23 protein-coding genes are annotated in these 25523 nt (G+C 61.9%); 20 read left to right on the forward strand and 3 right to left on the reverse strand.

Annotated elements, in window-relative coordinates:
- Positions 1–52: 52 nt before the first annotated feature.
- Both GA0061101_RS33480 and GA0061101_RS33485 read left to right on the forward strand, forming a co-directional pair.
- Complete coding sequence (locus tag GA0061101_RS33480; RefSeq protein WP_037200225.1) at positions 53–1006, forward strand: sugar kinase; 954 nt, start codon at positions 53–55, stop codon at positions 1004–1006.
- Entirely contained in the window at positions 1003–2298 is a 1296-nt protein-coding gene (locus tag GA0061101_RS33485; protein WP_037200224.1) for a D-tagatose-bisphosphate aldolase, class II, non-catalytic subunit, read from the forward strand. The genes GA0061101_RS33480 and GA0061101_RS33485 overlap by 4 nt, the downstream gene beginning before the upstream one ends.
- 16 nt (positions 2299–2314) lie before the next feature.
- Here GA0061101_RS33485 and GA0061101_RS33490 read toward each other — a convergent pair whose 3' ends face one another.
- Together GA0061101_RS33490 and GA0061101_RS33495 are read right to left on the reverse strand one after the other, a co-directional pair.
- A complete protein-coding gene (locus GA0061101_RS33490) occupies positions 2315–2980 on the reverse strand; it encodes an HAD-IA family hydrolase (RefSeq protein WP_037200223.1) in 666 nt (221 codons plus the stop codon).
- Positions 2977–3903, reverse strand: coding sequence for a sugar-binding transcriptional regulator (locus GA0061101_RS33495; protein WP_037200222.1), 927 nt, complete (start codon positions 3901–3903; stop codon positions 2977–2979). Before GA0061101_RS33495 ends, GA0061101_RS33490 begins: the two co-directional genes overlap by 4 nt.
- 229 nt (positions 3904–4132) lie before the next feature.
- On the opposite strand from GA0061101_RS33495, the gene GA0061101_RS33500 reads away from it, so the two are divergent.
- The 17 genes from GA0061101_RS33500 (at position 4133) to GA0061101_RS33585 (ending at position 21047) form a co-directional block, all read left to right on the forward strand.
- A complete protein-coding gene (locus tag GA0061101_RS33500) occupies positions 4133–5074 on the forward strand; it encodes a tagatose-bisphosphate aldolase (RefSeq protein ID WP_037200221.1) in 942 nt (313 codons plus the stop codon).
- Complete coding sequence (locus GA0061101_RS33505; protein WP_037200219.1) at positions 5067–6479, forward strand: ROK family protein; 1413 nt, start codon at positions 5067–5069, stop codon at positions 6477–6479. Before GA0061101_RS33500 ends, GA0061101_RS33505 begins: the two co-directional genes overlap by 8 nt.
- Before the next feature lie 225 nt (positions 6480–6704).
- Positions 6705–7694: a substrate-binding domain-containing protein gene (locus GA0061101_RS33510; protein WP_037200218.1), complete on the forward strand. Its 990-nt coding sequence runs from the start codon at positions 6705–6707 to the stop codon at positions 7692–7694.
- A 107-nt stretch (positions 7695–7801) separates the two neighbouring features.
- On the forward strand, positions 7802–8866 hold the full coding sequence (locus tag GA0061101_RS33515) for an ABC transporter permease subunit (RefSeq protein WP_037200216.1): 1065 nt from the start codon (positions 7802–7804) through the stop codon (positions 8864–8866).
- Entirely contained in the window at positions 8859–9605 is a 747-nt protein-coding gene (locus tag GA0061101_RS33520; protein ID WP_037200215.1) for an ATP-binding cassette domain-containing protein, read from the forward strand. Before GA0061101_RS33515 ends, GA0061101_RS33520 begins: the two co-directional genes overlap by 8 nt.
- A 292-nt stretch (positions 9606–9897) precedes the next feature.
- Positions 9898–11454 carry an acyl CoA:acetate/3-ketoacid CoA transferase gene (locus GA0061101_RS33530; RefSeq protein ID WP_037200211.1) on the forward strand — a complete coding sequence of 519 codons (1557 nt, stop codon included), beginning with the start codon at positions 9898–9900 and terminating at the stop codon, positions 11452–11454.
- Positions 11444–12244 (forward strand): SDR family NAD(P)-dependent oxidoreductase, encoded by an 801-nt coding sequence (locus tag GA0061101_RS33535; protein ID WP_037200209.1) that lies wholly within the window; start codon positions 11444–11446, stop codon positions 12242–12244. The genes GA0061101_RS33530 and GA0061101_RS33535 overlap by 11 nt, the downstream gene beginning before the upstream one ends.
- A 2-nt stretch (positions 12245–12246) precedes the next feature.
- Positions 12247–13098 (forward strand): MaoC/PaaZ C-terminal domain-containing protein, encoded by an 852-nt coding sequence (locus GA0061101_RS33540; protein ID WP_037200207.1) that lies wholly within the window; start codon positions 12247–12249, stop codon positions 13096–13098.
- The gene (hutC, locus tag GA0061101_RS33545; RefSeq protein WP_037200205.1) at positions 13095–13865 is read left to right on the forward strand and encodes a histidine utilization transcriptional repressor HutC; all 771 of its coding nucleotides are present in this window, start codon (positions 13095–13097) and stop codon (positions 13863–13865) included. The genes GA0061101_RS33540 and hutC overlap by 4 nt, the downstream gene beginning before the upstream one ends.
- Positions 13862–15388: an HAL/PAL/TAL family ammonia-lyase gene (locus GA0061101_RS33550; protein ID WP_037200203.1), complete on the forward strand. Its 1527-nt coding sequence runs from the start codon at positions 13862–13864 to the stop codon at positions 15386–15388. Before hutC ends, GA0061101_RS33550 begins: the two co-directional genes overlap by 4 nt.
- A gap of 97 nt (positions 15389–15485) precedes the next feature.
- Positions 15486–16331 carry a glycine betaine ABC transporter substrate-binding protein gene (locus tag GA0061101_RS33555; RefSeq protein ID WP_376774289.1) on the forward strand — a complete coding sequence of 282 codons (846 nt, stop codon included), beginning with the start codon at positions 15486–15488 and terminating at the stop codon, positions 16329–16331.
- 113 nt (positions 16332–16444) lie between these two features.
- Positions 16445–17449 (forward strand): ornithine cyclodeaminase family protein, encoded by a 1005-nt coding sequence (locus GA0061101_RS33560; RefSeq protein ID WP_037200266.1) that lies wholly within the window; start codon positions 16445–16447, stop codon positions 17447–17449.
- 41 nt (positions 17450–17490) lie between these two features.
- On the forward strand, positions 17491–18270 hold the full coding sequence (locus tag GA0061101_RS33565) for a phosphate/phosphite/phosphonate ABC transporter substrate-binding protein (protein ID WP_037200199.1): 780 nt from the start codon (positions 17491–17493) through the stop codon (positions 18268–18270).
- A 40-nt stretch (positions 18271–18310) separates the two neighbouring features.
- Positions 18311–18943 carry an ABC transporter permease gene (locus GA0061101_RS33570; RefSeq protein ID WP_037200197.1) on the forward strand — a complete coding sequence of 211 codons (633 nt, stop codon included), beginning with the start codon at positions 18311–18313 and terminating at the stop codon, positions 18941–18943.
- Positions 18940–19575, forward strand: a complete 636-nt coding sequence (locus GA0061101_RS33575; protein WP_037200195.1) for an ABC transporter permease — start codon at positions 18940–18942, stop codon at positions 19573–19575. Before GA0061101_RS33570 ends, GA0061101_RS33575 begins: the two co-directional genes overlap by 4 nt.
- An 18-nt stretch (positions 19576–19593) precedes the next feature.
- Entirely contained in the window at positions 19594–20532 is a 939-nt protein-coding gene (locus GA0061101_RS33580) for an ABC transporter ATP-binding protein (RefSeq protein ID WP_037200193.1), read from the forward strand.
- Between the two features lie 104 nt (positions 20533–20636).
- Entirely contained in the window at positions 20637–21047 is a 411-nt protein-coding gene (locus GA0061101_RS33585) for a type II toxin-antitoxin system VapB family antitoxin (RefSeq protein WP_245297624.1), read from the forward strand.
- Positions 21048–21124: 77 nt separating this feature from the next.
- Here GA0061101_RS33585 and GA0061101_RS33590 read toward each other — a convergent pair whose 3' ends face one another.
- On the reverse strand, positions 21125–22909 hold the full coding sequence (locus GA0061101_RS33590; protein ID WP_037200191.1) for a trimethylamine N-oxide permease: 1785 nt from the start codon (positions 22907–22909) through the stop codon (positions 21125–21127).
- 244 nt (positions 22910–23153) lie between these two features.
- On the opposite strand from GA0061101_RS33590, the gene GA0061101_RS33595 reads away from it, so the two are divergent.
- Entirely contained in the window at positions 23154–25523 is a 2370-nt protein-coding gene (locus tag GA0061101_RS33595; protein WP_037200190.1) for a trimethylamine N-oxide demethylase, read from the forward strand.

The following is a 25523-nucleotide window of genomic DNA, read 5'->3' on the forward strand; positions in this document are numbered from 1 at the left end:
AAAGCCTTCGCGCCGCCAAAATTGAAACCACCTCGAAGTGAGTTCAGCCTGCATGAAAAAGCTCGTCAGTGCCGGAGAGATCGTCGTCGAAATCATGGCGGATCGGGTCGATCAAAGCCTTGCCGAGCCCGGGCTGCTGCACGGTCCCTTTCCTTCTGGTGCGCCGGCGATCTTTATCGCCCAGGCTGCGCGCCTTGGCCAGCCGGCTGGCCTGATCAGCGCGGTGGGCGATGACGATTTCGGCCATCTCAATATCGATCGATTGCGGGACTGGGGCGCGGATGTCTCCGCCATTGCCGTCCACAAGGAACAAGCGACGGGCACGGCTTTCGTTTCCTATCGGGCCGACGGCAGCCGCCACTTCGTCTTCAACATCAAGAACAGCGCGGCCGGATCGATCGAGATCGACGAAGGGGCCGTGGCACTTCTGGCCGGTGCCGATCATTTCCACGTCATGGGCTCCTCGTTATTTTCCGAGAGGGCGACGTCAGTCATTCTCGCAGGTATCGAAATGGTCAAGCGCAAGGGCGGCACGGTCTCCTTCGATCCAAACATCCGCAAGGAGATGATCGAGCTGCCCGGCATGCGCGAGGCGCTGACCAAGGTTCTGATGTTGACCGATATTTTCCTGCCGAGCGGCGAGGAACTGTTCATCTTCACCGATGCCGCCGACGAGGCTTCGGCGGTAACCGAAATGCTGGCGCGCGGCATTTCGGCGGTGATCGTCAAAAAAGGCTCTGCGGGTGCCGTCTATTACGACCGGCATCGTCAGGTCACGGCCCAGGGCTTTCCTGTCACAGAGGTTGATCCAACTGGTGCAGGTGATTGTTTTGGCGCGGGATTCGTCTCGTTCTGGCTCCGTGGCGCTCATCCCGAAGACGCTTTGCGCATAGCCTGCGCGTGTGGGGCGCTGGCCGTCACGCGCAAGGGGCCGATGGAAGGAATCGCAACGCTCGCCGAGGTGCAGGCATTCCTTGATGACGCAATCGGGAGGCCTTCGCCATGAATGCGACGCAACGGCTGGCAAGAATGCCGCAACGCCGCGCCGAGGGATTGCCAACCGGTATCACCTCCGTCTGCTCTGCACACCCGCTTGTCATCGAGGCAGCGTTGACGCATGGCAAAGCCAGAAATGCCGATGTGCTCATCGAGGCGACCTGCAATCAGGTCAATCAGGATGGCGGCTACACCGGCATGACGCCTGCCGATTTCCGGACCTTCGTCGAGGCGATTGCCGCAAAGGTCGGGTTCGCTCCGGACAGGCTCATTCTGGGCGGCGATCATCTCGGTCCCAATCCATGGAAACATCTGCGCGCCGATCAGGCGATGTCGAAGGCGAAGACAATGATCGACGCCTTTGCCGCTGCCGGCTTTACCAAGCTCCATCTCGATACCAGCATGGCCTGCGCCGACGATCCGCAGGCGCTGCCCGATGCGACGATCGCGGCCAGGGCCGCACAATTGGCCGAGGTATCGGAAGCCCGGGTCCGTCAATCCGGAACGCAGGCTCCAAGCTACATCGTCGGCACGGAAGTCCCTGTTCCCGGCGGCGCGGTCGAGGCGCTGGACCATATGCACATAACCACGCCGGACGATGCGCTCGCGACGGTGGAGCTGCATCGCCAAGCCTTTGCTCAATTGGGTCTCGACGAGGCCTTTGCGCGGGCGATCGGCGTTGTCGTCCAGCCCGGTGTTGAATTCGGCAATGCCGAGGTGATTGGCTATCACCGCCGGCCAGCCGCCAGCCTGGCCGCCACCTTGAGCGACATGCCGCAATTCGTGTTCGAGGCGCATTCGACCGACTACCAGAGCGCCGAGGCGCTTCGCGATCTTGTCAGCGACGGCTTTGCGATCCTCAAAGTCGGCCCCTGGCTGACCTTCGCCCTTCGCGAAGCGCTATATGGCTTGAACTCGATCGCCAAGGTGCTTGCTCCGCGCGCGATTGGCCAAACGCTGCCGGCAGCGATGGAACAGATCATGTTATCCTCGCCCGAACACTGGCAAAAATACTATCCGGGCGATGCGCGCGAGCAGTTTATCCAGCGGCACTACTCTTTCAGCGACCGCATTCGTTATTACTGGGCTATGCCTGCCGCACAGGGGGCTGTGGACGAGCTGATGTCGGCCCTCGAAGGGCGCATCATCCCGCGCCCCTTGATAAGCCAATATCTCGGCCATCTGGAGCCCATGATTGCCGATGGATCGGTCATGCCGGAGGCGCGGGCTCTCGTGCTCGCCAACGTCGTCCGTGTGCTCGACATCTATGCCGGTGCGATCGACGGCGCGACCCGGCAATAGCGCAGCGTTGAACGGCTCATGCAAGCTTTCTCGAGATGAGAAGAGGCCCAGACGAGGCAATCTCCAGCGCCAGATGGTCATAGTTTTCGATGCTTGGATGCCGCGTGATGAGCGGCGCGCGGTGGGTCGCGCTGATCACGAGTACGGAAGCGCCGGCCGTTTCGGCTGCTTCGACGCCGGCGGGAGCGTCCTCGAAAACGAGACATTCCTCAATGGGTTGCGCCAATGTCTTCGCAGCCAGCAGAAAGCAATCGGGCGCCGGTTTGCCGTTCTGCACGTCCTCGCCGGCGATCAGCACCGGCGGCCAGGGAAGGCCGGCTGCCTGGAGGCGGACCCTGGCCAGTTCCCGTGGAGCGGAGGTAACGATCGCCCAGCGATCCCGAGGCAGGCTTTCCAGGAAATCGAGTGCACCCGTAATCGGCTCAACGCCGACCACATCGTCGATCTCAGCCTGGGTCAGAAACCTGACCTCCTCGGCCGGATCAATCCCCGACAGGCCGAGCCGGTTGATCGTTTCAATCGCCTTTCTGCCGTGAACGGTGGCCAACAGGCTTTCTGCATCGACGCCTCGCCGCTCCGCCCACGCTGTCCAGACCCGCTCGGCAACCGCAATGGAGTTCAGGATGGTTCCATCCATATCGAACAGGAAGGCGCCGAAGGAGCGGCCGGAAAAAAGAGTCACGGCTGATCCTCGGTTTTCTGATTGGACGACAGTCGGTCAAGGATCGCCTGCGCGGTATTGGCATCGGTGACCAGCGCGTTGATCATCCCGGATCGCGCCGCTCCGATAATGCCGGGTGCCTTGCCCGGAGTGGCGGCAACGGCAATGCACAGAGGCACCTTTCGCAATTGTTCCGGCGAGGCCGCGATCATCCGTTCCTCGCCGTCCCAATGCAGGATCTCGCCGGCTTCGGTGACATAGTGGCGCAATACGTCGCCTGCGGCATGGCTCAGCGCCCTTTCTCCCGGCAGCGCTGCCGTCGCCTCGGATGGGTTCGACGCGTGCGTCAAACCGACGCCGACGATCGCCGCATCCAGCCTGTCCCAGAGCGACGTCACCTGCTGCACCGTGGGATCGGCGAGGAAAGCGTCCCTGAGTTCGGTGGAGGAGACATAGGGGGCATGCAGGAAATGCGGCATGCCGCCCATCTGGGCGGCCGCCTGACGCACGAATTCATTGATCTGGAAGTGTGCCGCTGCCTGCTGCATGCCGCCATTGAGGGCGACGGTAATAATTCCGGGCAATTGCGGCAGGCCGGCAAGCGTCACCTCCCGCACCGCCCTTCCCCAGCCGATGCCGAGCGTCGAGCCCGAGCGCAGCCCCGCCTGCTGCATGAGCGAGCCGACCGGAGCAGCAAGCGCGCTCAAGACGTTGGATGACGGCGTGTCGATCACCGCGGCCGTGCGCAATTTCAGACCATCGATCAGTGCGGCGCTCAGATCTTCCGACGGCGAATGATCGATCACCTCGATCCTGACGATCCCGACCGAGCGAGCCCGCTGCAGCAGTCGCGAGACCGTGGCCGTCGATAGGCCAAGCTTCTTGGCGATATCCACCTGCGACATGTCGGACTGGTAATGCAGCTTGGCGACGGTATGCAGCAAAGCACGATTTGCTGCAGCCTCCTGCGACTGAGATGAATTCAGGTTGAAATTCCTTTCTGCAATGTGTTACACATTTCCTGCTTGAGGAGTTATCGCTCAAAACAGCCGATTTCGCAACGCTTATGCGGCGGCACATGCGCACCCTCAATATCAGAGGTTTGGCCTCTCCTGGGAGTGGAGAAGTCAAACCGGCATCATTGCCGTTTCGCACGGCCGGAGGAAGGATCAGATGACGAGATTGACCACAGCGGAAATGCGCGGCTATCAGCAGATTTGCGGTAGCGATGGCGCCATGATGGTGATTGCCTGCGATCAGCGCGGTGGCATGCGCAGCCTGTTGGCCAAGGACCCGGCGGAACAGGCCGCCATCTCCGACAAGGTATTGGGCGACACCAAGGCCGATATCGCCCGTTTCCTGGCAAGCAAGGCGTCCTGCGTTCTGGTCGACCCGATCTGCGCGGTGCCTGCACTGGTCGATGATCGGATCATCCAGCGCGATACCGCGCTCCTGATCGGCCTCGATGCCTCTGGTTGGGATACTTCGCCCGAAGGCTATCGTTTGTCGAAGCTGGTTCCCGGCATTTCCGCCCGCCGCGTGCGCCAGCTGGGTGCCACTGGCGGCAAGATCATGGTCTATCTTCGCTCGGATCGCGATGAGGCGAATGTCCGCAACATCGAAATTCTGCGCCAATGCATCGAGGATTTCGCGCGCGAGGATCTGCTGCTCGTCGTCGAGTTCCTCACTTACAAGTTCGAAGATGAGGACGAAGCAGATTACAAGGCCAAGCTGCCCTCGCTGATCGTCGGCGGCAGCCGGATCTGCCTGGATTGCGGCGCGAAGGTCTTGAAGATCCCCTATCCGGGCTCGACGGAAGCCTGCGCCGAGGTGACGCGCCTCGCGGGCGATGTCCCTTGGGCTGTCCTGTCCGCGGGCGTCGATCACGCAACTTTCCTCTCGCAGGTCGAGGATGCCATGCGCAACGGCGCCTCCGGCGTCATCGCCGGCCGCTCGCTCTGGAAGGACTGCATTTCCCTGGACCGCACGGTGACGAAGGATCGGCTTGAAACGGTTGCCGTACCGCGGCTTCGCGAAATTCAGGCTCTTATCGCCACACACTTCAAAGGCGCTGGCTCGAAGAGCGCCAATCAGGGGCAGCGCGCCAATGCCTGATATCGCCATCGGCGTGGACATTGGCGGCACGAATATTCGCGCCGCTCTCGTCTCCGATCGCGGCGAGATCCTCACGAAACTGTCGGAGCGGACACCGACCGATCCCCTTCAAGTCCTCGAACGCGTGATCGCCATGGCACGCCAGCTCGACCGACCGGACGTTGCTGGCATCGGTCTCGGCATCCCCGGCCGCGTCGATGTCGCCAACCGCGAGATCCTGTCGGGCGGCATCCTCAATCTTGCCGGTCTCAACTTTGCGGAGCGGATCGAGGCGGCTATCGGGAAGAGAGTGGTCGTTGAGAATGATTGCAGCATGGCGCTGATCGCCGAGATGCGCATTGGCGGCGCGAAAGGTTACAGAAACGTCGCCATGCTGACGATCGGAACGGGCATCGGCGGCGCTGTCGCCCATGCCGGCAGCATCTATCACGGCCACAGGGCGGCCGGACAGCTTGGCCATATCTGCGTTTCGCAGGATGGCCCGCCTTGCCCGTGCGGCAGACGCGGTTGTGTGGAGACGTTCAGTTCGGGAACCGCACTGCGCCGTCACATAGCCGAAGCCGGCCTGTCGGCCGCCACCGTCGGCGAGGTTTTCGATTTGGCCGCCGCAGGAAACGACGATGCCAGGCGTGTCTTGCGCCAGTGGGCTGCACCGTTGCGCGCGGCCCTCGACAACATCGCAGCGACGATGGATCCGGAAGTCATCCTGCTCGGTGGTGGTCTCGGCTGCGACGCCGCGCGTGCGCTTGCCGACCTCCCGGCGGTCGCTCCATGGTTTTGCCCGGCAATATTGCCGGCCAAGCTCGCCGATGATGCAGGCGTCATCGGCGCCGGCCTGTCGATCTTCGGCAACGCCGGCGGGGCGGCCGAAAAGCATGTCGTGCTGGTCAACGGCGTGCCGGCCTCGGGAAAGAGCCGGCTTGCCAAGGCGCTGTCCGAGCGCACCGGCTGGCCGATTCTCTCCCTCGACGGCATCAAGAATCCGTTCCTGCAGCATATCGGCCCCGTCGACCGCGACTTCAATCGCACCTTGGGAAAAGCGAGCTACCAGGCGATCTGGTCCTTCATTGCCGATGCGCCGGCCAGTTCGACATTTATCGTCGATGCCTGGTTCGGCTTTCAGCCGAAAGCACAACTCGAGGCCTATATAGCGGATGCAAAGATCGCGCGGGTAGCCGAACTCTGGTGCAAGGTTCCAGGGACTGTTGCCGGCGAGCGCTATGCCAGCCGCCTGAAAGATCGTTTGCCGGGCCATCCGGGCGCCGAATATGTACAGGAACTGGTTGCGCTTGCCGATCGTGCCGAGCCCATGAGTTGTGGGGCCGTGATGACGATCGACCAGACGAAGGAGCTGGATATGGACGCTGTCGTGGCGTGGGTTTCGCAGGTGTTCGGCGGCAGCTAATGCGGCCGCCGTCGAGGCGGCCAGTACAGGGTTGGAACAATGTTTGACTGCCACGCGACGCAATGTCCGCGGCAGATCGTAACGTTGCGGATAGCTTTAAATTGCCTAAACATATCAATCAGATAAGCGAAATTCCTTGCAGAAAAAAATTACTTGACGAGCCGCAGTAAGCCACTGATTATCGCTTTGCCGGACGGGGAGGTTCGGCTTCAAGAGGAGGAAGTTATGGAGCGCCGCTCATTTCTAAAGGCTTCGGCCGTGGCATCGCTTGCCACCGGTGTTGCCGCAATCGCCGGCAGTGCCAAAGCCCAGGATAAGAAGTTTACGATTGCCCTCATTCCGGGCCTGACGACCGATGCCTTCTACATCACCATGCGCAAGGGCGCCGAAGCCGCCGCCAAGGCAGTTGGCGCAACGCTCGTGTTCCAGGGCGCGCCCGACTTCAACCCGGTGACCCAGGTGCCGGTTCTTGACGCCGTAATCGCCAAGAAGCCCGACGCGATCCTGATCGCGCCGACCGACAAGGACCAGCTGATCCAGCCGCTGAAAAAGGCTGCTGACGCCGGCATTCCGGTCATCACCGTCGATACCTTCATCGGCACCGGCGTCTATCAGACCGGAAAGGGAGACGCGGATTTTCCGCTGGCCTATATCGCTTCCGACAACCTGCTCGGCGGCGCGATCGCCGCGCGTGCGCTGGCAAAGGCAGTGGGCGAGAAGGGCAAGGTCTACGTTTCCAACGTCAAACCCGGCATCTCGACCACGGACCAGCGCGAGCAGGGCTTCAAGGACGAGATGAAGAAATATCCGAACATCACCGTTCTGGATACGCAGTATAATGACGACGACGCCAACAAGGCGGCCTCGCAACTCCAGGCCGTCTATGCCCGCAACTCCGATCTCGACGGAGTCTTCGGCGCCAATCTGTTCTCGGCCCTTGGCGCAGCCAACGGCGTGCAGCAGGCAGGCCAGACGGGCAAGATCCGCGTGGTCGCCTTCGATGCGCCGACGACGATCGTCGACAACATCAACTCCGGCCTCGTCGATCTGGCGATTGCACAACATCCGGCTGAAATCGGCTATTTCGGCGTCATGGCGGCCTATGCGCATCTGACCGGCAACTCGATCCCGACAGCGATCGGCACCGGCTTCACGGTCATCGACAAATCGAACGTCGCCGACAAGAACGTCGCGAAGTTCATCTACTCCGACTAATCGGTTGAACTCTGTGCCTCGTCCATGGGGCGGGGCACGTCTCTGATCATAATGGAGGGAATGGCGTGACGACTTCTGTACGTCCTCGCTCGAGTTTGGATTCATCCATGAGTATCGAAGATACCGAGGCCCGCAAGGCGGACCAGCATGTGGCGCCGCAGGCGGACCACGGCGACCAGGCAAAAACCGTCATCAATTATATCGCGCAGTTGCGCGCGTGGCTCTTTCTCGCCGCGCTGATCGTGACTTTCGAGATCTGGGCCCGTATCGATTTCGGCGGCACCTTCATCGGCTCGAGTTTCAACTGGCAGTCGGTGGCGGTCTTCGCCGTGGCGCCGCTGCTTCTGGCGATCGGGCAGACCTTCGTCATCATATCAGGCGGCATCGATCTTTCGACCGGCTTCATCATGGGGCTCGCGGCCGTCGTTGCGGCCCATATCACCAATGTCGCCGGCCTTTACATGCCCCTGCCCGTGGCAATGGTATTTGGCGTTCTCGTCGCCATGCTGGCCGCGACCGTGCCCGGCTACATCAACGGACTGCTGATCTCGCGTCTTAAGGTCCCGCCCTTCATCGGTACGCTCGGCATGTTCGGCGTTGCCCGCGGCACGGCCTTCCTGCTTGCGGGCGGCACCACCGTGCCGGTCAAGAACTCCTATTTCGCCGAGCTCGGCAACGGCCGCTTCTACGGCGTGCCCTATCTTGTCATCGTCACGCTCGTCTTCGTCCTCATCATGCATTACCTGCTGAGCCAGACGCGCTTCGGCCAACACAATTATGCCATCGGCGCCAATGCGCAGGCCGCGCGCCGCGCGGGCATCGATATCAAATCGCACCTGCTGCGGCTCTATGTGCTCTCCGCTGCTTGCGCCGGCCTCGGCGGCGCGCTCTACGCGGCCCGCTTTACCGCAGGTGCCGCGCAGGCGGGCGAACCGCTGCTGCTCGATAGCGTCGCTGCCGTCGTCATCGGCGGAGCCAGCCTCTTCGGCGGCTCGGGCACCATCATCGGAACCGTCGCCGGAGCGCTCGTCATCGCCGTCATCCAGTATGGCCTCGTCTTCATGAACGTCGAGCCGTTCTGGCAGTTCATCGCCGTCGGCGTCGTCATCATCATTTCGGTGCTCATCGATCAGGCGCAGCGCCGGTTCAGCGGAGCAAAACAGGATGAATAGCGCAACACCCCTTCTCGAAGTCCGCAACCTCTCGCGCTATTTCGGCGCCGTCCACGCGCTCGATAATTGCTCCATGGTCGTCCGTCCCGGCGAAGTCGTCGCCCTTGCCGGCGACAACGGTGCCGGGAAGACGACGATGATCAAGGCGATCTCGGGCGTCTATCCGCCGACGTCGGGCGAGATCCTGATCGAGGGTAAGCCTGTCACCTTCTCTTCGCCGCAGGACGCACGCGAGAAAGGCATAGAGACGATCTATCAGGATCTGGCACTTGCCGACAATCTGACGATCGGAGCCAACATCTTTCTCGGCCGCGAACCGATGAAGAAGCTCTTCGGCTTTCTGCCTGTCCTCGACCGGAAGGCCATGGCGGAGGCGGCGCGCACCACTATGGCGCAGCTCGATTTCCATGTGAAAAGGCTCGACGCGCCGGTCAGCAACTTTTCCGGCGGCCAGCGTCAGGCTGTCGCGATCGGCCGTGCGGTCTACTGGAACGCCCGCATCCTGATCATGGACGAGCCGACCGCAGCGCTCGGGGTGCCGGAACAGCGCAAGGTCGTCGCCCTGATCAAATCATTGAAGGCGCAAGGGCGCGGCGTCATCTTCATCTCGCATAATCTGCAGGATATTTTCGCGGTCTCCGACCGGATCGTCGTCCTGCGGCGCGGCATCGTCGCCGGCGAGCGCAATATTGCCGACACCAATCATGAGGAAGTCGTCAAGCTTATGATCGGCGGTTAGTGTAGCAGCCGCACAATCTCGGATCGCGAATGGGAGCGGCGACGGTGGCATGCTGTCGCCGCTCTGACTATTTGGGCACTTTCGGTGCTTGGTCGCCGTCCCATGAAATTGCATTCATAGGCTGGCCAGAGGGCCGGAAAGTCGATGATCGGCGGATAAACGATGCGGCCGGGAGCTGTCGAATTGCCGCCCGACACCACGAACTGCATCCGTTTTAAGCAGCACTGATTATTGCCTTGCAAACACGCATTGGCTGTGCCTGTATATACAGCCAACGGCGGCTGGGTTGACTATGCAGATTATCACTTCCAATGATGCGGCAGCGCTTTTGAAGGATGGGATGACCGTCGCCGCCTCGGCTTTTGGCGGGTGCTGCCATCCTGAAGCCATCTCGGCCGCGGTGGAGCAACGCTTTCTGGCGGAAGGCGGTCCCCGCGGTCTCACGCTGCTGTTTGCGGCGAGCGCCGGTGATCGCAAGACGCGCGGCATGGGCCACTTCGGGCATGAGGGCCTCGCGAAGCGCGTCATTGCCGGTGGATGGCGCGGCACGCCACGGCTCGGGGAACTGGCGCTTGCGGAAAAGATCGATGCTTATTGCTGGCCGCAGGGCGTGATCGCACAGCTCTATCGCGCCATTGCTGCCGGCCAGCCCGGCGTCGTGACCCATATCGGCCTTGGCTCCTTCATGGACCCGCGCAATGGCGGCGGCCGCATGAATGAGAGCACCACCGAAGAGCTGGTGGAGCGCATTAGCCTGCGCGGCCGCGACTGGTTGCTCTATCCTTCCATGCCCCTCGATTGCGTACTTTTGCGCGGCACGACGGCCGATGAAGACGGCAATATCACGCTGGAGGACGAGGCCTTTCCGGTCGATGTCCTCGCCATGGCCCAGGCCGGCCGCAACTCCGGCGGCATCGTCATCGTCCAGGTCAAGCGCATAGCCGAGCGCGGCTCGCTGCCGGCCGCCGATGTCCGCATTCCGGGCATGCTTGTCGACTATGTCGTCGTTTGCGACGATCCAACCCAGCACGGCATAAGTTTCGGTGAAGCCGATAACATAGCCTATACCGGCCGGCTACGCTCCGCCGTCAGCCAGTTGCCGCCCCTGCCCTTGACTGTCGACAAAGTCATCCAGCGCCGCGCCTTTCAGGAGCTGCTCGGCCGGAAGGGCGCCACAATCAATCTCGGTATCGGCATTGCCGCCGGCATCGGCCGCATCGCCAGCGAAGAGGCCTTCGACGACTATACGGTCACGATCGAATCCGGTGTTATCGGTGGCATCCCGGCCGAGGAGCTTTCGTTCGGGGCGGCCGTCAATCCGAGCGCCATTATCGCGCAAGCGTCTCAGTTCGATTTCTATGATGGCGGCGGCCTCGATCTCGCCTTTCTCGGCATGGCCGAGGTCGATATCCGGGGCGCGGTCAATGTCAGCCGCTTCGGCAAGACGATCGTTGGCGTCGGCGGCTTTACGAATATCGCGCAGACCGCCGGCTCGGTCGTCTATATGGGCTCCTTCTCCCATGGCGGCGCCGATATTCGTGTTGCCGACGGAAAGCTTTCTATCGTTGCGGACGGGCGCAGCTGCAAGATCGTCGATAAGGTGGCGCAAGTGAGCTCCGATCCTCATGCGGCACCTGTTGGGCAGCGACAGATTGTCGTGACCGAGCGCGCCGTCTTCCATGTCATCGACGGCAGGCTGACGCTGACGGAAGTCGCGCCGGGCATCGATGCGAGAACGGATGTCATCGAGCGTCTGCCCGCGGGCGTCGCCATCGCCGACAGGCTGGTGCTGATGGATACACATCTTTTCCATCCGTCCCCGATGAAGGATTTCGCCCATGAAGATTGAAGGTGCCGTCGTCATCGTCACGGGGTCGGCGACCGGCGTCGGCGCATCCTGCGCCCGGATATTTGCCGAGAAGGGTGCAAGGGTCGTCGTCAACTACAGCCGCAGCCGCGACGAGGCGGAGGAAACAGCGTCTGTCTGCAGGGCAGCCGGGGCGGAGGTCGAACTTGTCCAGGCCGACGTGTCGGATGATGCCGCCTGCCGAATGATGGTCGCAAAGGCCGTTGACCGCTGGGGGCGGCTCGATGCGCTCGTCAACAATGCCGCCGTGACAGTCAAATCCGATCCCTTCGATCTCGAGACCCTTTCGGCCGACGATTTCCAAACGGTCTTCGGCGTCAACGTGGTCGGCGCCTACCATATGTGCCGAGCCGCCCTCCCCGCCATGCGGGCAAACGGAGCCGGCGCGATCGTCAACGTGTCTTCGAACGTTGCGTTTACCGGTGGCGGCTCCTCGCTTGCCTATACCGCCTCCAAAGGCGCGCTCAACGCGCTTACGCTGGCGCTTGCCCGCACCTGCGGACCGGAGATTCGCGTCAATGCCGTCTGCCCCGGTGTTATCGATACGCGGTGGATGCGCCAGACGCTCGGCCCGGATGCCTATGAAGCGCTGGCGGCGCGGTTTTCCAGCACGGCGCCGCTCGGGCGGGTTGCGACACCGGAAGATGTCGCCGGAGCGGTGGTCTGGTTGGTAGAGGGTGCCGACTTCATCACAGGCGAATTGCTGCCGGTCGATGGCGGCATCCGGCTCGCCGGCGGCACCCGCAAGCCGGCCACCAAGGCTGAGGATTGATCATGGCGATATCCGCTCGATCGTTGATGGAGTTTCCGATCCCCGAGGCGCGGCAGACGGTGAGCGCGCGTGATGCCATCCTCTATGCTCTCTCAGTCGGATACGGAACAGAACCGCTCGACACGGCGCATTTGCGCCGGGTGCTGGAACGGGATCTCTTGGTAGTGCCGACCTTGGCAAATGTGGTCGCCCATGCCGGTCCGTGGATGCAGGATGCGGGTGTCAACTGGCAGCGGCTGGTCCATGCCGAGCAGCGGCTGACGATCCATCGCCCCCTGCCCCTCGATGGGCCCCTGCTCTCGCGATCGCGCATGCTCTCGATCGTTGATCGCGGTGTTGATAAGGGCATGTTCGCGACCTTCGAGCGGTCGATCGTGACATTGCCCGAGGAGACACCCATCGCAAGCATCGTTCAGACGAATGCTTGCCGGGGCGATGGCGGATGCGGATCGGCAGGAGTGCCGCTTGACCCGCTAATGCCTGTTCCGGAGCGCGTCGCCGATGCGATGTTTGCGATCAGGGTCCCGCGGGACGCGGCCCTTCTCTATCGTCTGAACGGCGATCTCAACGCTCTCCACGTCGATCCAGCCTATGCCGCCCAAGCCGGGTTCCCGCGTCCGATCCTTCATGGCCTCTGCACCTTCGGTTATGCGGGCTACGCCATTGGCCGCACGCTGGGGGCCGAGGGTATCGCGGATGTGGGCTTCATCGCCGCTCGCTTTACATCAGTGGTATTTCCCGGCGACAGGCTGGAGGTCGATATCTGGCACGAAGATCGCGAGGTTTATTTCCGGGCACGTGTGCCGGAGCGCGGGGTGACGGCGCTCGACTATGGAAATGCGAGGCTGTCATGACGGGACCCAAGCCAAAACCGCCTGGCGACGCGCCGCATTATCTGCGGATCAAGGAACGGATCATGGGTTTGATTGCCGAAGGCAAGTTCAAGCCCGGCGACCGCGTCTTTTCCGAAAGCGAACTGGTATCCTCTTTCGGCGTCAGCCGCATGACCGCCAATCGCGCTTTGCGCGAGCTGATGTTCGAAGGCGTGCTGACACGCTCCGCCGGTCTTGGAACCTTTGTGTCCTCGCAGCGTCACGATATCGACCTGCTGCAGATCAAGAACATCGCTGACGAAATCTCCGGCCGGGGCCACCGCCACGCCACCAATGTACTGATCGCCGACCGCATCAAGGCGGATGCGAATGTGGCGCAGTCGCTCGATCTTAAGCCCGGCATCGAAGTCATGCACACCCTCATCGTGCATCTGGAAGACAACCAGCCGATTCAGGTCGAGGAACGCTATGTCAATCCGATCGTCGCGCCGGATTATCTTGCCAATGATTTCCGCTCGATTACCCCGAACGAATATCTGACGCGCGTCGCACCGATCACCGAATTCGAGCATTTCGTCGAAGCTATCAAGCCCGACGCCGCGGTCAGAAAGCTGCTGGGCGTCAAGCCTGACCAGCCCTGCCTGCGCGTCTTCCGCCGGACCTGGTCCGGCGACGCCGTCGTGACCTGTGCGCTGCTCACCTATCCCGGCGACAAGTATCGGCTGGAGGCCCGCTCCGGCAAAGATCGCAGGAAACCCATCGCACTTCTCGGAGGCAAGCAGGAATGAGCAAGACCGGCAGCATCGTATCCTTCGCCGGCACTCCCCCGGCGGTGAGCGACATTGTCGCCATCGCGCGCCGTAATGCCAGGATCGCGATCTCACCTGATGTCGAAGAGAAGATTCGCGCCGCGCGCACTGTCGTCGACCGCTATGTGGCGGCCGATCTGCCGGTCTACGGCCTGACGACCGGGCTCGGCGCCGGTGTCGATACCAAACTTGCCACGGATGATCTCATCGCCTTCCAGATGCGCGTACCGCTGGCGCGTGCGGTCGGTGTTGGGGCGGCACTGCCACGCGAGGCCGTGCGGGCAATGATGGCGGTGCGGGTCGCCGGCATGGCAGCCGGCGGCTCGGGTGTCTCGCTGCCGGTGTTCTGCGGTCTTGTCGCTGCGCTGAATGCAGGCTTCCATCCGGTCGTCCCCTCTCTCGGCTCGATCGGCGCCGCCGATCTTGCACCGTTGGCGCATATGGGCCGGGCGCTGTTGGGGGACGGCGAAGCTGAAGTCGGTGGCGTCGTGATGGCGGCCGGAGAAGCGCTTAAAAAGGCCGGGCTGGAACCGCTGCTCATCGCGCCGAAGGACGGCCACGCCCTCGTCGTCGCCAACAGCCTGTCGGTCGGCAAGGCCTGCCTCTGCCTGGAGGATGTCGAGCGGCTGTTCGACTGGTCGCTTGCGGCCGTGGCGCTGAATTTCGAAGCATTCCGCGCCAATGTCACTGCCTTCGACGACCGGGCAATGGCGGCAAGGCCGGCTTTCGGCCAACGCGCGGCCGCAGCCAGGCTGCGCGACCTGCTTTCCGGAAGCTCGCTGCTTGTCGAAGGCGCGGCGCGACGCCTGCAGGATCCCCTAAGCTATCGTTGCGCCCCTCAGGTCTGGGGCGCGCTTCTTCATGCAATCGGCGAAGCCCGTGAGGTGACCGAGATCGAAATTGCCAGTTCAGGTGACAATCCGGTCGTGCTCACCGACGAAGGTCTCATCCTGTCGCACGGCAATTTCGACATGACCGCCTTCGTGTTGGCCTGGGAGCGCCTCGGCCAGGCGCTGGCGCATTGCGCGGCCGCGACGGCCTACCGAACCATGAAGATCATGTCGGCTGCCATGTCCGAGCTGCCACGGTTCCTCACGCCGTTCGGCCAGAGCCGCACCGGTTTCGCCACGGTGCAGAAAACCGTCTCGGCGCTCGAAGCCGAGATACGCCATCTCGCCGCGCCGATCTCGCTCACGCCGATCCCGGTGGCCGATGGCGTCGAAGATCAGGCATCGATGGCACCGAGCGTTCTGACGAAGACGGAAGCCATCATCGAGCGGCTGCGCTATCTCGTTGCCATCGAGCTCATCGCGTCGGCGCAGGCCATCGAGCTGCGTGGCGTGCAGGGGGAACTGGGCGCGGGTACGCAGCAGGCCTATCGGCAGGTCCGCGAGCTTGTGCCGCCGCTCGACGAGGACCGCGCCCAGGGGCCGGATTTCCTGAGACTATCGGAATTCATAGGAAGCACCCCTCAGAAGGAGGGCATCGCCCTTCATCAATGACAAAGAGCCAAAAGGCCGCAACCGATTTGAATATAGACCAACGAATCCAGAGGGAAAAATGAGACTATCGATCCTGTCCACCATAGCCGCCGCCGTGATGGTTGCCTCCGCAGTCAGACCCGCCGCAGCCGAGCCGATCAAGGTCGGCAGCAAGAACTTCACCGAGCAATATATTCTTGCCGAAATGTATGCGGCACTGCTTGAGAAAGCGGGCTTCCAGGTCGAGCGAAAGATCAATCTCGGCGGCACGCTGATCGCCCATCAGGCCCTGACCACGGGCCAGATCGATCTTTATCCGGAGTATACGGGCACAGCGCTCTCCTCCGTCGTCAAGGGAACCATGTCCACCGATCCGGACAAGGTCTATAACGAGGTCAAGGACTTCTACGCCAAGAACTATAATCTCACCTGGCTGAAGCCCACCGGCATCAACAACGGCTATGTGATCGTCGTCCGCAACGAAACTGCGGATGCCAATAATCTCAAGAGCTTGTCCGATCTTGCTAAAGTGGCAAATACGCTCGTCTTCGGCGGCGGCGCTGAATTTCCCGATCGTGCCGACGGCCTGCCCGGCCTGAAGCGCGTCTACAATGCGGAATTCAAGGAGTTCAAGCAATTCGCCAAGCTTGGCCTGCGCTATGACGCGCTTTCGCAAAAGGATATCGACGTCGCCAATGGTGCCGCCACCGACTGGCAGATCGGCGCCCAGGGCCTCACGGCACTTGACGACGACAAGGGCCTCTTTCCGCCCTACTATGTCGCCCCGGTCGTTCGCCAACAAGTTCTGGACGCAAATCCCAAGCTGAAGGACGTGCTGGAACCGCTCGGATCCCATCTCGACAACGCAACCATGCGCGTCCTCAACGCCAAGGTCGAGACCGATCACGAAGAGCCCAAGGATGTCGCAGAGGCATTCCTGAAGGAAAAGGGCTTGCTGCCCTGATGATCATCGAAGCGGCAGGCTGGTTCGTACCTGCCGCTTCGCTTTCCGCAGACCCGCGCGGCCTGCACCCCTCGATAACCCGGCGCAGCCGGCAACTGGCCTGGAGAACGGCAATGCAGGAAATCTGGATCGACTATCTGAACGCCATCGATACGAAAGCCCTGGCGCTTTCCAACGATGAAATTCTTGACGCCGTGACCAAGGCGCTCGATGCGCAGGGACGCGGTGAGACGGTGATCAAGCCTCGTGTCCACCTCGTTCCCGAGAGCTCCGACAAGGGCCACTTCAATGTGTTGCGCGGCTATGTGAAGCCGCTCGATTACGCGGGCGTCAAAGTCGTCGGCGATTTCGTCGACAATTACAAGCAGGGCCTGCCCTCGGAACTGGCCGTGCTCAACCTGTTCGATCCGCGCACCGGGGTGCCGAAGGCGATTATCGACGCGACTGCAATCACCGATATGCGCACGGGTGCCGTCACGGCCATCGGCGCTCGCCATCTCGCCCGCAAGGACAGCAAGATACTCGGCCATATCGGCGCGCGCGGCACCTCCTATTGGAATGTCCGCCTGCTCGATCACCTCTTCGATTTCGACGAGATCCGCGTGCATTCGCGCCGCCCGGAAAGCCGCGATGCTTTCGCCGCACGACTGGAGAAGGACCTCGGTAAGAAGATCATCGTCACGGACAACTGGGAAGACTGCCTCAAGGGTGCCGACATCATGATCGAGGCAAGTCGCCTGCCCGAGCCGACGCCGCTCTTCAAGACTGCCTGGGTGAAGAAGGGCGCCTTCGTCGTCCCCTACGGCACGATGAGCGCACTCGAATTCGACTTGACCGACATCATGGACAAGGTCGTGGTCGACGATTGGGGCCAGTGCGGCCCCGGCCGTCCGTTCGGCGCGCTGCGCCGCCATGTCGATGAAGGCAAGGTGACGGCCGAGACGCTGCATGCCGAGATTGGCCAGATCGTCTGCGGCGCCAAGTCCGGTCGCGAAAGCGACGACGAAACCATTCTCTTCTGGCATCGTGGCCTCAGCACCACCGATGTCGCGCTGGGTGCCGCGATGGTCGACAAAGCCAAGCGGATGAACATCGGCCAGCGCCTTCGTTTTGCGTGACTGCCATGACACGCCCTTCTTCAGCCATTGCCTGCTCGCGAATGTACAATCTCAGTCCGAAAATATCCGGGCTGTGGGATCGCCTGTTTGGCTGGCTTTCCAGCCACTCCGGCGTCGATCTTGAGGTCATCGCCCATGCGGCGCCTGCGCCGTTGTCGGCGCTATGGGCACGGCCGGACATGGGCGCCGTCTTCATGTGCGGCTTTCCGTTTTCAAGGCTCGCAGCCGCTGAGCGTCCCATGCCGCTGGCAGCACCTGTTTCCCTGGCGGATTGGGGAGAAGAGCGGCCGGTCTATGCAAGCCATATCGTCGCCGCTCACGACAAACCGCTCACGGAATCTGACCTTTCGGCCGTGCGCTGGGGCTGGACCGTGCGGGACTCGCAGTCCGGCTATAACGCACCACGAGAGTTCGTCGCCGCGCTTGGGAACGGACGTTCGGTGCGCGAGACCGTCGGCCCGCTCCTCAATCCGCGCGGCGTGGTCGAGGCGATCGGCGCGGGTACGATCGATGTCGGAGCGATCGACGCCTATGCCTATCAGCTGCTTGAGATGCACGAACCCGACATGATCGCGCCGCTGCGGGTCGTTGCAACGACAAGGCCTGCGCCCTTCCCGCTTCTCGTCGCCGCCAGGCAACAGTCTCCCGAGACGATCGCCGCGCTTCAAGGCGCACTTCTTGGTGCGCATCGAAACCCGGAAGGGCGGGATATTCTCCGCTCGCTCGGCCTTGCCGCCTTCGCCGAGCCGGATATCGCGGCCTATGAGCAGCTTCCGGCAAGAGCCCGCGCTATCGACGTAGCTCTCGGAGGGGCATGGTGAAGCTCCGATACACTTGTTGCCGCCGCGAGGGAGCTCGCCCATGAAGTGGGTTCCGAAGAATTTCGGCCGTTTGGCCGAGGCCCTGCTGGAACATCTCTACCTCGTCTTGTCCTCAGTCGGGATTGCTCTGGTGATCTCCCTGATCGTCGGCATATGGGCCGCGCGCAGGCCGCGAACCTTCGGTGCCATCGTCATCGTGACCGGTGTTCTGTTCGCCGTCCCGAGCCTCGCGCTTTTTGCTCTCCTCATCCCCGTGCTCGGCATCGGCGCCGCGCCCGCCATCACCGGCCTTGCCGCCTATTCGTTGATGATCCTCATTCGCAATATCGGGCTCGGCTTTCAGGCCATTCCGCGCGACGTGCTCGATGCGGCCAACGGCATGGGATATGGCACGCCAAGGCGCATCTGGGAGATAGAGTTGCCGCTCGCCATGCCCTTCGTCGTTGGCGGCATTCGCATTGCGATCGTAACAGTCATCGGTATCGCCACTGTGGCCGCCTACATCAATGCCGGCGGTCTCGGCGTCATCATCTTCGAGGGTATCGACCAGCGCTTTCCGGAAAAGATTCTTGCAGGCGGCCTGCTCACTTCGGCATTGGCGCTTTTTGCCGATTACCTTTTCGCGTCACTCGAAAAATACCTGCGCCGCCGCAACGGAAGGCAGGCGGCATGATGCTGATCGATGCCATCAACTGGATTTCCCAGAACCAGAACACCTTCTTCAGCGCCTTTAACCGCCATGTGCTGATGTGCGCCATATCGCTCGGCATTGCCCTCGTCATTGCGATACCGCTCGGCTTTCTCGTCGCGCGGGCGCCGCGCGCCGCCTTCGTCGCCGTCAATATCGCCGGCTCGCTGCGTTCCATTCCGAGTCTTGCCATTCTGTCGGCGGCGATGCCCTTTCTCGGCATCGGGCTTTTGCCCTCGGTCATCGCGCTGATCGTGCTGGCGATACCGCCGCTGCTGCTCAACACCATCATCGGCATAAGGGAAATCGACCCGGCGCTTCTCGATGCCGCCAACGGCATGGGCATGGGGCGACGCAATATTCTCTGGCAGATCGAGTTTCCGCTGTCGGTGCCTTCGATCCTTACCGGCGTGCGCACCAGCGCCATTCAGGTGATCGGCGGTGCGGCACTCGCCTCCTTCATCGGCGGTGGCGGGCTCGGTGATTTCATCAATGCCGGCATCGCCATCATGAACATGCCGCGCCTTCTGGTCGGCGCCCTTCCGATCGCGCTTCTCGCCATCGCGGCCGAACTCGTCTTTGTACGGCTCGAGCGATTTTTCACTCAAAGACGATGACTGCAAAGGGCGCTTGATATGATCAGACTGGACAAGGTCACGAAGAACTACGAGGGAAGCGGGCGCCACGCCGTCGACGGTCTCGATCTCATCATCGAAACGGGCACGACCGTCGCGTTGATCGGCCCTTCCGGCTGCGGCAAGACCACCACCATGCGCATGATCAACAGGTTGGAAACACCGACCGCCGGCCGCGTGCTGGTCAATGATCGCGACGTGGCCGCGACCGATCCGAAGGAGCTTCGCCGCAGCATCGGCTATGTCATCCAGCAGGTCGGCCTGTTCCCGCATATGACGATCGAGCGCAACGTCGCGACCGTCCCGCGCCTGCTCGGCTGGGACAAGGCAAGGACGGACCGCCGCATCGACGAACTTCTCGAACTGGTCGGCCTCGATCCCTCGATTATGCGCAGGCGCCTGCCGCATGAGCTTTCCGGCGGCCAGCGCCAGCGCGTCGGCTTTGCCCGGGCACTGGCTGCCGATCCCGCCATCATGCTGATGGACGAGCCCTTCGGCGCGATCGATCCGATTACCCGCGTGCGTCTGCAGGACGAGTTCCGGCAGATCCTGAAAAAGGTCAGCAAGACGGTCGTCATCGTCACCCACGATATCGACGAGGCGATCAAGATGGGCGACCGCATCGCCATCATGCGCGATGGACGCCTGCTGCAATATGATACGCCGGAAGCGATCCTGGCGCGGCCGGCCAACGAGTTCGTCGAGAGTTTCCTCGGTCCGGACAGGGCGATCAAGCGCCTGCGCCTGATTGCGGTCGCGAGCGTCATGGCACCGCCCGCGCCTCAGGCTTCCGCCGTATCCATCAAGCCCGACGCCAGTCTTCATGATGCGCTGGCGCTGATCCTGGCAGGGGATCTGCCCGGTCTTGATGTCAGGGCAGAGAGTGGCGAAACGATGGGGTATCTCTCCCGCGGGGCGGTGCTTTCCGCGCATAGGTAGGGCAGTCAAGTCCGCTTTGAGGGCCGTGATTGGCATGGACTCTTGGAAACGAGTGCGCGCATAATCTACATTGAAATCAAAGTCCATCTGCATGGATGGTGGCCGTGGCCACTAACGTCAATGATCCGGAGGCGGATGCGCTAACGCGCAAGTTTGCGCACATGGCTGGCGTCGCCATTTCCGAAGCGATCGTTATCGCTACGAAGGAGGCGATCGCATCGGCTAAAAACCCTATGACCTCGCCGATCGCCGTGCTGGAAGCAGCGCTTGGCCTTGCCCGTCCGGATAAATTCGATCTCTCGGTGGAAGCAGTAGAGTCCCTGCTTCTGGAATTCATGGACGAGCGCGGTATTGAAATCTGTGATCTGCCGCCGGCGCGGGAAACAACCCGTCTAGCGCTTGCGGCGGCGCACCGCTATCGCTCTGAACGTCATGGGCTCAATCTCGGCGATTGCTTGCATTACGCCTGCGCCAAATATTATGGCGTACCGATCCTCGCGACGGCAGAGGAATAACGCCAACGGGAAATAGTAAAAGCAAATCCCCGCCGTGGCTCACACAGCGGGGACCGTCGATATCATCAGGCTCTTTATTATGCCGGCAGCTGGAATACCCAGTTGGCTATCAGTACGATAGCGAGACCGCCGATCAACGCTAGGTAAGGCAGAATACCCGCTTTTTTCACGCCGAGATCCTGACCGACAAGACCCAGATCATCCATGGCGCCGGCCGGGAACTTGCCGCCATCGCGCACATAGTGCCTGTAGGCGAAAACCGGCAGGATCAACGCGGCGAACGCAAAGCCGATCCAGAGTGCGTTCGCATAGCCCCAGACCTTGGCGCCGGCACCGAGGAAGAGCGCATTGACGAAGGCAAGAACGGTGTTGAGGCCGATGAGCCAGGCCGGTGCCTTCCAGGGACGCTCGATATGGCCGGAATCCATGCGATGGATCCAACCGGAGTTGAGATTGAGGAAGTTGAAGATGATGTATCCGACGTTGGAGACGGCGAGCACGAAGAAATAGCCGCTGGTATCCGACGCTATGGCGAGAAGGGCGAGGTTGAAGGCGAAGTCCGTCCACATCGCTCTGGTCGGCGCGCCATTCTCGTTCACGTGGTCGAGATATTTCGGTAGCCAGCCATCCTTCGAGCCCTGATAGAGCGTGCGCGACGAACCGGCCATGGCGGTCATGATGGCAAGGAAGAGCGCCATGATCATCAGGATGACGAGCAGCTGTGTGACGATACGGCCCGCGCCGATCAGGCCACCGAGCGCTTCGCCGACACCCGTGCCATCGACGATGCCGGGCGCCAGCATGCCGGAATGGCCGAGCACACCCTGAAAGGCGAAGGGCACGAGGAAGAAGAAGACGCAGCAGGCAAGACCGGAATAGAAGATCGCCTTGAATGTATCCGTCTTCGGGTTCTTGAGCTCACGCGTATAGCAGACGGCCGTTTCGAAGCCGTAGGTCGACCAGGCCGCGATATAGAGGCCGCCGAGGAAGAGCGTCCAGCCGCCATTGCTCCAGGTGCCATCGGTCGCGGCATAGGCCGCCGTCGGCGGCACGAGGCCGGTGACGTTGGTGGAGAGAATCTGGCCGCTGACGATCGGATAGACACCGATGATCAGCAACGGCACGAGAACGATGATCGCCAGCCACTTCTGCACGCTTGCCGTCTCGGAGATGCCTCGATGCTGGATCGCGAAAATGATCAGCATCAGGATACCGCCGATGAAGAAAGTAGCATTGATGTTGGCCGTTGCGAGGAAGGGAATGTTGAAGCTGACGAGAGACCAGTTGCGAACGGCAGGCGTCAGCGCGGCAACGCCATCGGCGCTTAGCAGCGCTGTTACGGCATCCTGCGGCGACGTGCCGGCGTGAGCCGCAATATATTCGGCAATCCGCGGGCTATCGGCCGTAATGGATGTTGCATGGGCGCTGATCCAGCTGAGCACGGCCTGCGAATCTGCCGCCGGGATCGGGTAGAAGGCATTGAGAATATAGCCCGCGGCGATGGCGCAGCCGAGCGATAGCACCGGCGACCAGGCGAACCAGTTGCACCAGACGGAAAGCGGCGCGATGAACTTCGAATAACGCAGCCAGGCGGTTGCGCCGTAGACCGAAGCACCACCGGACTTGTTGCCGAACATGCCGGCGATTTCCGCATAGGTGAAGGATTGCAGGAACCCCATGATCATCGAGATGATCCAGACGACGAAGGCAAGCTTGCCCGTCGTGCCGGCGATACCGCCGATGGAGAAGAGAACGAGCGGCGGCACGCCCGCAGCCACCCAGAACGCGCCCTTCCAATCGAGCGCGCGTATAAGCTTACCTTCGGTGCCGACAGAAGCGCCGGCGTCCACAATATCCGTCATTGGTGATGTTCCCCATCTTTGTTCCGGACGTATCTCTCCTACGTCTCCCCGAACGTGCCTCCCATGGCATTTTTGGCTTGCTGGAGGTTTTCGCGAGCCGCGTCTGTGCGCGGATTTCCAATTACCAAGCCTTTATACATAGTGAAGATATTTTCTTTCTAGTCAATATCCCTTTACTTTCCGATGGCATTTTGTCAGCATGATTCCGGTGCCGTAACGCACCTCGTTTTCCCGAGAGGGCCACATGCGAGAACTCCATCCGCCGATCGCCGGGATACGGCCCGTTTCGGCGAGCATTGTCCGTTATCCGGGCATTCCGGCGCTGCCGTCTGACACCGAACGCTATCGCTGTAAGGGCGGCGGCACACTCGTCGTGCGTGTCGAGGCGGGCGTTCGAATCACGCTGACCGACTGCGAAGGCGGCCAGACCTGCGAGCTGTCATTCCTCGATGAGAAGGGCCGCTTCCAGTCCGCCGGATTGGGTGCCGCCTTCACCGGTGCCGCCGAAGGATTGAAGTCTATCCTGTCCTCCAAAGACGCAAGCGCTTCGCGCGTGCGCGCGGCGCTCGAGCGCCGCGGTGCCGATCTCGCGTCGGCCGGCGCTCTCAGCATCTTCGGAGAAACCTCACCGCCCGGCAGCACGGCTGAATTCACCATCGCTCTGAAAGGTCTGCTCATCGCCTGCGCCCCGGGCGCGGCCATGTCGCCGGAGGCACAGGATACGGCAACGCCGGTGGAGATCAGGATCCGGCGCGCGACGATCCTCCGCGACTATGCCTCCGCCCTGCCCGAACCCCTGGCCGATCCGATCGAGGATATCCGCATCAAGGCGGCCACAGCCTCCGCCTATTTCGTTCGCGCCGGCGAATTCATCCAGATCATCGACGTCTATGGGCGGCAGTGCACCGACTTTCAGGCGTTTGCTGCCCGCAAGGTGGATAAGGGGCTGGATCTCGCGCTCGATTCCACCGTCACGCGCACCCTGCTCGGCCGCAGCTATCCGACGCCCGGCCTGCCCTCCAAGGCCTTCGACCGGGATTTCGAGCCGCTTATAGAAATCGTCCAGGATACGGTCGGTCGCCACGATGCCTTCGCCACCGCCTGCAATTCACGTTACTACGACGATATGGGCTATCCCGGCCACGTGAACTGCACCGACAATTTCAACGCAGTGCTCGCGTCTTACGGCATCGCCGGCCGCAAGGGCTGGGAGGCGCTCAACTACTTCTACAACACCAATATCGACCACAATAATCAGCTCTATCTCGACGAACCCTGGTCGCGACCGGGCGACTATGTACTGATGCGGGCGCTGACCGATCTCGTCTGCGTCTCCTCCTCCTGTCCGGACGATATCGACGCGGCCAATGGCTGGGACCCGACCGATATCCATGTCCGCACCTTTTCCGGCAAAGAAAAATTCACACGAGCGGTAGCCTATCGCATGACCCCTGACGCTGACGCCGAACTCACGCGGGAAACCGCGTTTCACCCCCGCCTCTCCGCACTGACGCGGGATTACACCGAGTATCGCGGCTTCTGGCTGCCGAACCGCTTCTCTTCGGAGGGACCTGTCGAGGAATATTGGGCTTGCCGCGAGAGAGCCGTTGTCATTGACCTCTCGCCGCTGCGCAAGTTCGAGGTGACCGGACCGGATGCGGAAGAGTTGCTGCAATATTGCCTGACCCGCGACGTCCGCAAGCTATCGACCGGCCAGGTCGTCTACTCCGCCATGTGCTACGAAAATGGCGGCATGATCGACGACGGCACGCTTTTCCGTCTCGGCGATAAGAATTTCCGCTGGATCGGCGGCGATGACTATAGCGGCATCTGGTTGCGCGAGCAGGCTGAGAAAAAAGGGTTCAAGGCCTGGGTCCGCTCGTCGACCGACCAGATGCACAATATCGCGCTGCAAGGCCCGAAGAGCCGCGATATCCTGAAGGAGATCATCTGGACGGCGCCACGCCAACCGGCGATCGGCGAACTTGAATGGTTCCGTTTCACTGTGGGCCGCATCGGTCACTTCGAAGGCGCGCCGGTCGTCGTCTCGCGCACCGGCTATACCGGTGAACTTGGCTATGAGATTTTCTGCCATCCGAAGGATGCGGCCACCGTTTTCGACGCCGTCTGGAAGGCCGGCGAGCCATACGGCTTGAAGCCCATGGGGCTGGAGGCGCTGGATATGGTCCGCATCGAGGCCGGCCTGATCTTCGCCCATCATGAATTCACCGACCAGACCGATCCTTTCGAGGCCGGCATCGGCTTCACCGTGCCGCTGAAGTCCAAGCAGGATGATTTCATTGGCCGTGAGGCGCTGATACGGCGAAAGGAAAATCCGCGTCATCTGATGGTCGGTCTCGACATCGAGGCCAACGAAGCGGTCGGACATGGAGACTGCATCCATATCGGCCGTGCCCAGGTCGGCGTGATCACCAGCGCGACCCGCTCGCCGATCCTCGGCAAGACGATCGCGCTTGCTCGCGTCGATGTCCTGCACGCAGGCATCGGCACCAAGGTCGAGATCGGCAAGCTCGACGGCCACCAGAAGCGCCTTCCGGCTGTGATCGTGCCGCTGTCGCATTACGATCCGCAGAAGACGCGACCGCGTTCATAA

The sequence above is a fragment of the Martinezella lusitana genome (genome assembly GCF_900094565.1).
GTDB classification, from domain to species: Bacteria; Pseudomonadota; Alphaproteobacteria; order Rhizobiales; family Rhizobiaceae; genus Rhizobium; species Rhizobium lusitanum.